Raw genomic sequence first — 11,802 nt, 5'->3', positions numbered from 1 at the left:
AGATCATCAAGTAAAATTCTCACATTTATCTGAGAGGTTAAGTTGATGTGATGTACTCATTTTGTGAATAGGTCGACCTTGTTAAAAAGCAATATCCAGAACGATCTGGGCATCAGCCAGGCTTACCTCCGGAGTTTTTATGGACAACGTAAAAATCTGGCGTTGAACGATCGTTTGTCAACATTGGGAGCGGATTATCACCGATGTGTCGGAAACTAGTGATTCAGGCACCCTCAAATGAAAATGATGTGAAACGTGTGGTGCAGTACTTTGAGCAACTGCATTGATTGAAAAGTAACCACACAAGGTAAATCTTACAAGTAATTTAGTCTTTTTCCGAAAGCGCTAGTGAATGCTGATTTCCAAGCGTTTTTACGCTATGTTGTCCCCCGAAATTACATATGCAGCTAGTATACAAAGGTTGCACGTGGTGTAATTTTGGTTTTTTTGGGGACATTGGAGGTAATTGATGAGTAAAATAGGTGGTCGAACTCATAACTATCAGCGCGAAAGCGCAAACTAGGGGATGTCATGGCGATTTTAGTTACCGGTGGTGCTGGATACATTGGTTCTCATACTGTATTAACGCTGCTAGATCGTGGCGATGATGTTGTTGTGCTTGATAACTTGTCCAATTCATCGGAGGAATCGCTACATCGCGTGGAGCAACTGACTGGTAAGGCAGCTTTGTTCTACCAAGGTGACATCCAAGACAGACAATGCCTTAAACGAATCTTCGACGCTCACAAAATCAGCGCTGTGATCCATTTTGCAGGACTAAAAGCAGTAGGGGAATCCACCCGTAAACCACTCGAGTATTATCAAAATAATGTGGCCGGAACCCTGAGTCTCCTGGAAGAGATGCGTGACGCGAACGTTCACAAGTTCATCTTCAGTTCTTCCGCAACTGTTTATGGTGCTAACTCCCCAGTCCCTTATATAGAAACTACGCCTATCGGCGGTACAACCAGTCCTTATGGTACTTCTAAATTGATGGTTGAACAGATTCTGCAAGATTTCGCCAAAGCAGAACCTCAGTTTTCCATCATTGCATTACGTTACTTCAATCCAGTTGGTGCCCATGAGTCCGGTTTGATTGGCGAAGATCCAAACGGTATTCCGAACAATCTTTTGCCTTACATTGCTCAAGTTGCGATTGGTAAGCTAGAAAAACTTGGCGTGTTTGGTGGCGATTATCCCACTAAAGATGGAACCGGAGTACGTGATTACATCCATGTGATGGATCTGGCGGAAGGTCACTTGATGGCTATGGATCACTTGAAAAAAATTAGTGGATTCAAAGCTTACAACTTGGGCGCCGGTATTGGGTATTCGGTGTTGGAAATGATTAATGCTTTTGAAAAAGCGTCTGGTGTGAAAGTTCCTTACCAGATCCTTCCTCGCCGTGATGGTGATCTGCCTGCTTTTTGGGCTGATGCTAATTTGGCAGAGCAGGAACTGGGTTGGAAGGTTCAACGTGGTATCGATGAGATGATGCGTGACACTTGGAATTGGCAGAGTAAAAATCCGAAAGGGTATGGTGGGTGATTTTGGGGTTTTAGGAGGATGGCCGGTTTGAATCGGCTGTCTTCAGTGATGTTAATCTAATCTGAATTGTTCGAGTTTTATTTATTTTAGCTAGATGATTTGGTAACTTCTTGATTGATAATATGTCTTTTTGTCATCTGTTTGCTGCTGTATTCTAGATAGTGATATATACCTAAAATATTGCTATTGGAGTAGAGCTTGTCGCTCTGTGACATCGATATCCTATGATGCAGTATACTGGTAGCAATCGAACCAGGGGCGGTAGCGTGGTGAAATGCAATAGACTAAAAACGAAAATGAGTGTCAAAAATAACCACATTTACTTCCGACCAGATACAAGTCTTTTGATATAAGCCTTATCATTGCACCACAATATATTATGGCTCATCATTTTTACAAGAAAGTTTTCGTGAACTCATCTTGTAAGTGTGTTGAATAACATCACTACAATATTAAAGAGAGATTTTTTCTGTGAAAATTCTAGTTACTGGTGGCGCAGGGTTCATTGGTTCTGCGGTCGTTCGACACATTATAAATCATACTCAAGATAGTGTCGTTAACATTGATAAGTTAACTTACGCCGGTAATCTGGAGTCGCTAGTTGAGGTATCAACCAACGATCGTTATACATTCGCCCTGGTTGATATTTGTGACAGAAATGCATTAGAACAGATATTTTCGGCTCATAAGCCTGATGTTGTAATGCATTTGGCTGCGGAGAGCCATGTTGATCGTTCTATTACTGGACCCGCAGAATTTATCGAAACCAATATTGTTGGAACCTATATATTATTGGAAGCAACTCGAGCATATTGGTCCCAACTCGATGAGTCTCGAAAAGCGAATTTTCGTTTCCATCATATCTCTACCGATGAAGTTTATGGTGACCTCCCTCATCCGGATGAGTGGAGCGGTAAAGATGCGCTACCTTTGTTTACTGAATCAACCGCTTATGCACCAAGCAGCCCATATTCTGCATCTAAAGCTTCCAGCGATCATCTTGTACGTGCGTGGCAACGTACCTACGGATTGCCGTGCATCGTAACTAATTGCTCTAACAACTATGGTCCATACCATTTCCCAGAGAAATTGATCCCATTGGTAATTCTAAATGCCCTCGAAGGGAAAAAACTCCCTGTTTATGGTAAAGGTGATCAGATTCGTGATTGGTTATATGTCGAAGATCATGCTTGTGCTCTTTATAGCGTTGTAACAAAAGGCAAGATTGGAAAGACGTATAATATCGGTGGTCATAATGAGAAGAAAAACCTCGATGTTGTCCTAACAATTTGTGATCTATTGGATGAGTTTGTCCCTAAGAGCAGTTCTTATCGTGAACAAATCACCTATGTTACTGACCGCCCAGGACATGACCGCCGTTATGCAATTGACGCAACAAAAATTAGTAATGATCTGAACTGGAAACCTCAAGAAACTTTTGAAAGCGGCATCCGGAAAACAGTTCAGTGGTATTTAGCTAATCATCAATGGGTTGATAATATTAAGAGTGGTGCTTATAAATCGTGGATCGAACAGAATTATAAGGATCGTAAATAATGAATATTCTTCTGTTTGGTAAAACAGGGCAGGTTGGCTGGGAATTGCAGCGTGCTCTTGCTCCTTTAGGTCGTGTGATTGCCGTTGATGTCCATTCAACAGAATATTGTGGTGATTTTAGTAACCCGGAAGGTATTGCTGAAACTGTACAGCATATAAAACCCGATGTGATTGTTAATGCTGCAGCGCACACTGCAGTGGATAAAGCAGAGAGTGAACGTGAATTCGCACAGTTGTTAAATGCAACTAGTGTTGCAGCTATCGCCAAAGAAGCAGAAAAAATCAATGCATGGTTAGTTCATTATTCAACAGATTACGTTTTTCCAGGTAATGGGGAAAAACCGTGGAAAGAAACAGATGCTACAGCACCGTTAAACGTCTACGGTGAGACGAAATTAGCAGGTGAAATAGCTGTACAGCAATACTGTTCAAAACATCTTATTTTCCGAACAAGCTGGGTTTATGCGGGTAAAGGTAATAACTTTGCGAAGACAATGTTGCGATTGGCAAAGGATCGTGAAGAGCTCTCTATTATCAATGATCAGTTTGGTGCGCCAACAGGTGCTGAATTATTAGCCGACTGTACGGCACATGCGATCGTTACGGCAATGAATCAACCTGAAGTTGCTGGTTTATATCACCTTGTTGCATCTGGGACAACGACTTGGTTTGACTACGCCAATTTAGTATTTGCTGAAGCAAAACTGGCTGGATTGACTCTGGCGGTTAATAAAACTAATCCAGTTCCGACAGAAGCCTATCCAACACCAGCAAAACGTCCGAACAATTCGCGGCTTGATACGAGTAAGTTCCAGCAAACGTTCGGCTTAACGCTCCCAGAGTGGGACGTTGGTGTAAAACGCATGCTTACAGAATTACTTTCTGCGACAAGTATATAATAATTAAGGTTCATTAGATGTTCTGAGTACAGGACAACATCAATAGATAGAGATATTAAAGATGACATCACGCAAAGGAATAATTCTTGCTGGCGGTTCTGGGACACGTTTGTATCCGGTAACCATGGCAGTAAGCAAACAGCTATTGCCTATTTATGACAAACCGATGATTTATTACCCGATTAGCACTCTGATGTTAGCCGGTATTCGCGATATATTAATTATTAGTACACCGCAAGATACCCCTCGTTTTGAGCAACTGCTTGGGGATGGAAGTCAGTGGGGATTGAACCTGCAATACAAAGTGCAAGAAAGTCCAGACGGTCTTGCTCAGGCATTTATCATCGGTGAAGATTTTATTGGTAGTGATGATTGTGCGTTAGTGCTTGGTGACAATATTTTCTATGGTCATGATTTGCAAAAACAACTCGAAAGTGCTGTAGCTAAAAAATTTGGCGCAACTGTATTTGCTTATCATGTGAACGATCCAGAACGTTATGGTGTTGTTGAATTTGACAAAGATGGTAAGGCAATTTCATTAGAAGAAAAACCGTTAGAGCCGAAAAGTAATTATGCAGTAACCGGGTTGTATTTCTATGACAACACTGTCATTCAAATGGCTAAAGGCTTGAAACCATCTCCTCGTGGTGAACTGGAAATTACAGATATTAACCGCATATATATGGAGCAAGGGAACATGTCTGTTGCAATGATGGGACGTGGCTATGCTTGGTTAGATACTGGAACACACCAGAGTTTGATTGAAGCGAGTAATTTTATCCAGACTATCGAGTTACGTCAGGGGTTGAAAGTTGCTTGTCCAGAAGAGATTGCATTCCGTAAGGGATTTATTGATTCGGAACAAATCAAAAAATTGGCAGCGCCATTAGCTAAAAACGATTACGGTAAATACCTTCTTAAGATGGTAAAAGGTTACTAAACGATGAATGTTATTCAAACAGAAATTCCTGATGTGTTAATTTTTGAACCTAAAGTTTTTTGTGACGAACGAGGCTTATTTATGGAAAGCTTCAATCAGAAAATTTTTGAAGAAGCTGTTGGCCGTAAAATAGAATTCGTACAGGATAATCATTCCAAATCCTATAAAGGTGTATTGAGAGGTTTACACTATCAATTATCACCTTATGCTCAAGGTAAATTAGTTCGTTGTATATCGGGGGAGATTTTTGATGTTGTGGTAGACATTCGGAAGTCATCACTAACATTTGGGAAATGGTTTGGTATTAATCTCTCTTCTGAGAATAAACGTCAGCTATGGGTTCCTGAGGGTTTTTGTCACGGTTTCTTAGTTCTCAGCGATTTTGCAGAAGTTTTATATAAAGCTACTAATTACTATCAGCCCGGTTCAGAAGGACACTTCTCTTATTTGAATGAGGATTTTTCTATAGTTTGGCCCGATTTGGGAATGGATTATATTTTATCTGACAAAGATAGAGTTCAATAAGTTTTATGTTTTTGTAATTATTAGCGAGTAAAAGAAATGATACCATTTAATAAACCTTATTTACAGGGAAAAGAACTTGAGTTTATAGCACAGGCTGCTATTAGTGGGAAATTATCTGGTGATGGCATGTTCACCAAAAAATGCCATGACTACTTGGAAGCTAAATATAAATTTAAAAAAACTTTCCTTACTACATCATGTACTGATGCGCTTGAAATGGCTGCTATTTTATTAAATATAAAAGCAGGGGATGAGGTCATTGCACCATCTTATACTTTCGTATCCTCAGTTAATGCTTTTGTATTGCGTGGTGCCACCATTAGATTTGTTGACAGTTATAGCGATAATCCAAATATTAATGCAGATAAAATTGTTGAACTAATAAATGATAAAACTAAGGCTATTATAGTCGTCCATTATGCTGGTGTTGCATGTGACATGGATAAAATAATGGAAATATCTAGGAACTATAATGTTCCTGTTGTCGAGGATGCAGCTCAAGCTATTGATGCATATTATAAAGGGAGACCACTTGGAAGTATTGGAACCTTTGGTACATTCTCTTTTCACGAAACAAAGAATATTATCTCTGGAGAGGGTGGTGCATTAGTTATCAATGACGAAAAATATATAGCTAGAGCAGAGATTATTAGAGAAAAAGGTACCAATAGAACATCATTTTTCCGTGGGGAAGTCAATAAATATGGTTGGGTTGATGTCGGCTCTTCATTCTTACCATCTGATATAATAGCTGCATATTTATACGCGCAACTTGAGAATATGATTGATATACAAAGTAAAAGACTGAGTATATGGTATCGATATTATGAAAGACTAATGGGGCTGCAAAATGACAAATGCATTACCCTCCCTAATATTCCGGAATATGCAACAAATAATGCGCATATGTTCTATATTACCTGTTCAGATCTCGATACAAGAACGGAGCTTATATCCAGTTTAAAAGAGAAGGGTATACATTCGACGTTTCATTATCTTTCGCTGCATAAGAGCGAGTATTATAAAAAAAATGGCGATAGTCGAGAACTTCAGAATAGTGATTATTTCACAAATTCTCTATTGAGGTTGCCTATTTTTTACGAGCTTGAGCTTGAGCAGGTTGATTATATTTGCAATGAGATAATTTCGTTCTATAAAAAATCAAGCATGCCATTTTATTTATAATGGCTTGATCCCGCATTTAACTTTATTATTATATTGGAACAATGAAATCACAACTAAGAATAATAGGTTATATTTACGCAGGAAGGATATATGCTGTACTAATAAGTATATTACTTATACCTTCAATTATACATGCACTTGGCTATGAATCTTATGGGTTAATTGGCTTTTTTAATGTTTTGTTGGTATGCTTGAACATTTTGGATGCGGGAATTGGTGGTGTATTAACTCGACAGTCAATAATTTCTCGAGAGAGTAAAGATAGCTATAAACAATTTTTGGAGTTATTTAATAAAATAATTTTTCTATTTTTAATGGTTGGAGGTATCACTCTTCTTCTTGGCGGTGTTGGAGGATGGCTATATGGTAATAGTTGGTTGAATACAAGCCTTCCTGATGAAACGTTAAAATATTGCTTGGTTTTAATGTTCTGTGTATTTTCCATTCGCTATATGCAGGGGCCGTATAGGAGTATTTTACTTTCTGATGAAAAGCAAATTACGTTAACATCAATAAATATCATTTACGTTACATTATCTCAGCCATTAACCTTGTTTTTAATAGTCTATTTAAAACAAGGTGTGTTGTTTTATTTTCTTATACAGTTTTTTTCCTCAATAGTTTCGACTGGGTTAATGGTTTTTTATGGACGAAGAACCAAGTTTGATATTTTAAGAAAACTTCCGGATTTAAAATCAAAACATGATACCTTGAAGTTGCAGCAATTAATCTTTTTCTCTCTTCAACTTTCAACTTTATCCATTCTATGGGTTATCGTTAATCAAATAGATAAGTTAGCATTAACAAAATATATGCCCCTGAGTGAATATGCTCAATATAGTGTGGCGCTATCAGTCATTGCATTACTGAGCATTATAAGTGATCCTATAACTCAAGTACTATTGCCTAAATTAACCAAACTAATTCATATCAATGACAAATGTGAGTACGTAAAAGTATTCACCTTGGCTATATCTTACGTTAGTACACTAATAATACCATTGTCAATTTTTATGTTCTTCTTTGGTAATGAACTATTATTTGCATGGAGTGGAAATGATAAATTATCACATGGGGCTGGTACATATCTTCCTTGGTTATTTTTAGGTGGTGTTTTTAATGTGCTATCATCGTTTACATTTCTTTTAAGATATAGTCTTGGAAAATTAAAGGCACATACATTGGTGTATTTTTTTTACAGCATTGTTGTCATTCCCACTAGTATATATATAGCTAAACATTATCTTGGTGGGGGAGCATCAATGTATTATGCAATTAACTCCGGAGTGCTTTTCTTTATATGGACTGGCTTTAATCTGGTTTTTACTTTTGAAAGTGGTTATAAAATATTAAGTCACATACTATTGCCACTGACAGTTATCTCATATGTATATATGTACGGCGCGAGCTATTTGGTTTTAAATTATAATAATCGATTGTTGTTATTCTTATCTATCGCTTCTATAGGAGGCGTTGGTGTGGTTCTTAATGCAATTTATTTGATGTTTACATTTAAACGATTGAAAATAAAATTGAGGGATTAATATGAAGGTTTTTATTTATACTCCTAGCTACAATGAGAATAGCGGTGGGGTTATAGTATTACATCGATTATGTCATTTAATCAATAGCATTGATGGTAACTCATCTTTTATTGTTAAAGCACCTTCGCATACAAGTCATATCGGATTAATCAAAAAATTAAGGTTGTTTGCTCAATGGAATTTGATCGGACGATGGCGATATAAAGTAAATAATGACTGGAATACTCCTATTTGGAAAAGCTCTCACTTCCCTCAAGATGGCATTGTTATTTACCCAGAAATCGCAAATGGTAATCCTCTTAAAATTAAAAATGTTGTTCGCTGGTTACTTCATCAACCAGGATTTCACACAAATAATATCCAATATGGCCAAGGGGAACTATATTTTAAGTTTAACTCTGCAATAGATGATTTTCACTATGAGGGTTCGACTCTATCAAAAAATGAATTAAAAGTGATTTATTATCCAATAGAATTATATAATTCTAAAGAGGATTGTGATAGAAATATAGAAACTTGCTATATGGTTCGAAAAGGAGGGTACAAAAAGTTTGTGCATGATGAATCATCTATATTACTTGATGGGAAATCACATAAAGAGATCTCGTATATTTTCAAGCGCACTCGGCGTTTTATTTGTTACGATGATTACACTGCATATTCTATATTTGCTGCTTTATCTGGCTGTATATCTGTTGTAATTCCTCAAGAAGGTAAAAGTATTGATGATTGGTATCCCAATGAAAATGATCGTTATGGCATTGCATATGGGTTAAGTAGTGAGCAAGTAAGTTGGGCGTCTAACACAAAAGATAAAGTATTGGAACATGTTACCCAGGAGCATGCAAATACGGAGCGTAAAGTATTGATGTGTTTGAATGAAATAAAAAAATTCTTCCATTTATCCGATTGAATTTATTTATTATAAATGTAGCTTAATATTATTTTTCATCACCAAAATGGATATGCTTTTCATTAGTTGAATCTGACGTATAATTCAGAGTCTTGGGGCTCGCACACTGCAAACATTGTTCACGTTGTGATTCTGCTCTGACCTATCGCCATAGTTGGAGTCCAAAGGCCAAAGCTGTTTCCACTGTCATGAGTGTTGATACATATATTCCAATCTATCAGACTAAATAGCTGCGCCTAATACCGCCCCACTTTCACCAGGCCATGTTTACCGCCCGGGAATGGACTGCGGTTTTCATAAAATAGTGAACCTTTTTCAGTAGCTGCCACATCGAACGGCATTGATGATTCCGGGTTATTGTATCGTACAGAGCCTGCCACAGACGCCCTACGTGATTCACCCACGGCGAGTAGACCGGCTGATAAATCACCCTGAACTTCGGGTTTCCTTTCAGCCAGCTCTGGGTTTCACGGCTTTTGTGGATGATGTAGTTATCCACGATAAGCGTTATTGTTTTCGCTCGTCGATATGTTGCCTTCAGATGACTTAACAGATTGATAAATAGAGATGAACTCTTGCTGTTGCCGCCAACGTAACTGACTTTGCCCGTTCCGCTATGCAGTGCCCCGGCCAGGTAATATTTTCTGGCGTAACAATACGCTTTTGTTGACTACGCAACTGCCAGTCTGCGCCGATTTTTGGATTAAGATGGATATCCACTTCATCTTCATAAAATACCGGATGCTCTGCGTTGCATTTGTCCAGCGCTTTGCGGATTGCCGCCACCTTTTCATCTTTTTGAGGGGCGCGGATGCGCAATGTAGGCGCGACTCTGCACCACACAAGTCCCGCTGACGGCAGCCAGCGACGGACGGTACCGGCATGTAACCGGCATCCGGTTATCCCATTGATTTTTTTATTGCAAGAAACTCGGTACTCCAGCGTGAACGCTGATAGCCAAAATTAGCGGGGGAGTGCTTTATCAGTTCCCGTAATAAAGTACAGATGTGCTCAAAAGGCCAGCGACGGGAGCGTCCTGCGGGTAAGGATTTCAGGCCTTCGACACCCGACAACGTAAACCAGCGTCCGACGGATGAACGGGCACAGCAGAGCGTTCTCGCGACATCGCTGACACGGTCTCCCCGGTGCAACATCAGCATGGCGGTCAGTCTGCAGGCATGGTTTTTATCACGCGTTTGATGGATAGTTTTCTGCATCAGGCGTCGTTCGTCACAGGGAATGGGTGCTATGATCGGCATTGCTCAGTCCGGTTGGTGACTTGTTTCTTTTTGGCGATTGATCAGATCGTACAATCCGGGCTGAGTTCCCTCAACGTGATCTACTATTCCGCGCAGCTATTTAGACGTTTCGCCAGTAGCTCATGCTAATCTACGAACAATGGAACCCTGTTGGTAGCACTGACTCTTGTATGCGTGTAAAACTGAAATTGAGGGACCGGTTTCTGCTTTGGACTGTAGGCTGATGAAACTTGCCGGGAGTTTTTGGCATTGCTTCAAGCATCTTCAATGATCACGGGTATAGACGCCACATATTGTGGTTATTGATTCATAATGGTTGGAATTGTCTGGATATGATATATTTCGCAATGGCTTTATTTTTTAGTCTACTGTTTTTTAATTCTTTAATTGAAAGAACAAACTCATATAATATTTTAGTTTTAAAGCTTTTCGATATATTTGTGATTTTATTTCTTGGCACTATATTTTGTTTTGGATATAATAATGCTGATTATGAAAATTACGTATTGTTGTACGATGATATATCAAGTGGCTATGATGGTTTTATTACGAGTCAGATTGGGCTTGTGTATTTATATAAATCTCTTGTTTTTTTGAATTTTAGTTATCAAGAGACATTATTTGTTATATATCTCATTGGCATTTTTCTCATCCACTCCGTGATAAGACAAAACGCAAAAAATTCGACGCATGTATACCTTCTTTATATCTTATATCCTTTCTTTTTGGATGTGGTACAGATAAAACACTTTCTTGCAATGGCGATTGTTATATTCTCTTTTCGCTTCTTCTCTAAGAAAGGAAGTGTTTTATATGGTTTGTTGTTTTTATTTTTAGCAAGTACCATTCATTATATTGCTTTATTCTTTATACCTCTGATTTTAATATGTCGTTTTAATCTGAAGCATGCTTTTTATATATCACTGTTTGTCTGTATACTTTTATTTATAGCCATCAAATTTAATTTATACTATGCATTACTGCATCAAGATGCATTAATGCTAAGGGTGAAATCATATTTGGATAAACCGCCAGGATATGGATTTATTGCTCAGATAATTATTCAATTGGCTATTTTATGTTCTATTTTTTTTATGAAGAAAAAAATAGATAGTGCTGGGAAATCAACTAGTTATTTAGATGTGGTAATGTATGCTAACGTATACTTGATGATATTGTTCCCGCTCTACATGATCAATGGGAATTTCGAAAGGGTTTTTCGAGTCTTATATATACCTAATTACATTTTGCTCACGTGCTATATATCATTGTTGTCAAGTAAGAAGTTTTTGTTGTACACGGTATTCTCTGTGATAATGTTACTGCCGCTTTCGTATTGGTATTTTCATTCCATCCTAGATATAACAATTTATCCCATCCTTGATAATAATCATATGTTCGATTTTTTTAGTTTGGAATATTAATGTAGGCT

General features: G+C 38.1%; 9 protein-coding genes and 1 pseudogene. 9 read left to right on the top strand and 1 reads right to left on the bottom strand.

The window, feature by feature from the left end; genetic code table 11:
• Positions 1–531 precede the first annotated feature (531 nt).
• The 8 genes from galE (at position 532) to AC3ISQ_RS14395 (ending at position 9,111) form a co-directional block, all read left to right on the top strand.
• Positions 532–1,548 carry a UDP-glucose 4-epimerase GalE gene (gene galE, locus AC3ISQ_RS14430; protein WP_489347553.1) on the top strand — a complete coding sequence of 339 codons (1,017 nt, stop codon included), beginning with the start codon at positions 532–534 and terminating at the stop codon, positions 1,546–1,548.
• A 471-nt stretch (positions 1,549–2,019) separates the two neighbouring features.
• Entirely contained in the window at positions 2,020–3,105 is a 1,086-nt protein-coding gene (rfbB, locus tag AC3ISQ_RS14425) for a dTDP-glucose 4,6-dehydratase (protein WP_489347551.1), read from the top strand.
• Entirely contained in the window at positions 3,105–4,004 is a 900-nt protein-coding gene (gene rfbD / locus AC3ISQ_RS14420; RefSeq protein WP_489347549.1) for a dTDP-4-dehydrorhamnose reductase, read from the top strand. Before rfbB ends, rfbD begins: the two co-directional genes overlap by 1 nt.
• A gap of 61 nt (positions 4,005–4,065) precedes the next feature.
• The gene (gene rfbA, locus AC3ISQ_RS14415; protein WP_489347547.1) at positions 4,066–4,944 is read left to right on the top strand and encodes a glucose-1-phosphate thymidylyltransferase RfbA; all 879 of its coding nucleotides are present in this window, start codon (positions 4,066–4,068) and stop codon (positions 4,942–4,944) included.
• Positions 4,945–4,947: 3 nt separating this feature from the next.
• Positions 4,948–5,469 (top strand): dTDP-4-dehydrorhamnose 3,5-epimerase, encoded by a 522-nt coding sequence (rfbC, locus tag AC3ISQ_RS14410; RefSeq protein ID WP_489347545.1) that lies wholly within the window; start codon positions 4,948–4,950, stop codon positions 5,467–5,469.
• A gap of 36 nt (positions 5,470–5,505) precedes the next feature.
• On the top strand, positions 5,506–6,654 hold the full coding sequence (gene rffA / locus AC3ISQ_RS14405; RefSeq protein ID WP_489347544.1) for a dTDP-4-amino-4,6-dideoxygalactose transaminase: 1,149 nt from the start codon (positions 5,506–5,508) through the stop codon (positions 6,652–6,654).
• A gap of 41 nt (positions 6,655–6,695) precedes the next feature.
• Complete coding sequence (locus AC3ISQ_RS14400; protein ID WP_489347542.1) at positions 6,696–8,198, top strand: O10 family O-antigen flippase; 1,503 nt, start codon at positions 6,696–6,698, stop codon at positions 8,196–8,198.
• 1 nt (position 8,199) lies between these two features.
• Positions 8,200–9,111, top strand: a complete 912-nt coding sequence (locus AC3ISQ_RS14395; protein ID WP_489347540.1) for a WavQ — start codon at positions 8,200–8,202, stop codon at positions 9,109–9,111.
• A gap of 236 nt (positions 9,112–9,347) precedes the next feature.
• Here AC3ISQ_RS14395 and AC3ISQ_RS14390 read toward each other — a convergent pair.
• Positions 9,348–10,370 (bottom strand): annotated as a pseudogene (locus AC3ISQ_RS14390) (IS630 family transposase).
• Between the two features lie 332 nt (positions 10,371–10,702).
• Between AC3ISQ_RS14390 and AC3ISQ_RS14385 the strand changes: the two are divergent.
• The gene (locus AC3ISQ_RS14385; RefSeq protein ID WP_489347538.1) at positions 10,703–11,794 is read left to right on the top strand and encodes an EpsG family protein; all 1,092 of its coding nucleotides are present in this window, start codon (positions 10,703–10,705) and stop codon (positions 11,792–11,794) included.
• Positions 11,795–11,802 lie beyond the last annotated feature (8 nt).

Source organism: Serratia sp. KH_031, from assembly GCF_057839655.1.
This window is presented reverse-complemented; position numbering and strand designations above follow the sequence as displayed.

Excerpts from the sequence above, each read along its gene's own strand:
- AC3ISQ_RS14385 (WP_489347538.1), top strand. The coding sequence starts at position 10,703 with ATGATATATTTCGCAATGGCTTTATTTTTTAGTCTACTGTTTTTTAAT.
- rffA (WP_489347544.1), top strand. The coding sequence starts at position 5,506 with ATGATACCATTTAATAAACCTTATTTACAGGGAAAAGAACTTGAGTTT.
- galE (WP_489347553.1), top strand. The coding sequence starts at position 532 with ATGGCGATTTTAGTTACCGGTGGTGCTGGATACATTGGTTCTCATACT.
- AC3ISQ_RS14400 (WP_489347542.1), top strand. The coding sequence starts at position 6,696 with ATGAAATCACAACTAAGAATAATAGGTTATATTTACGCAGGAAGGATA.
- AC3ISQ_RS14395 (WP_489347540.1), top strand. The coding sequence starts at position 8,200 with ATGAAGGTTTTTATTTATACTCCTAGCTACAATGAGAATAGCGGTGGG.
- rfbA (WP_489347547.1), top strand. The coding sequence starts at position 4,066 with ATGACATCACGCAAAGGAATAATTCTTGCTGGCGGTTCTGGGACACGT.
- rfbC (WP_489347545.1), top strand. The coding sequence starts at position 4,948 with ATGAATGTTATTCAAACAGAAATTCCTGATGTGTTAATTTTTGAACCT.
- rfbD (WP_489347549.1), top strand. The coding sequence starts at position 3,105 with ATGAATATTCTTCTGTTTGGTAAAACAGGGCAGGTTGGCTGGGAATTG.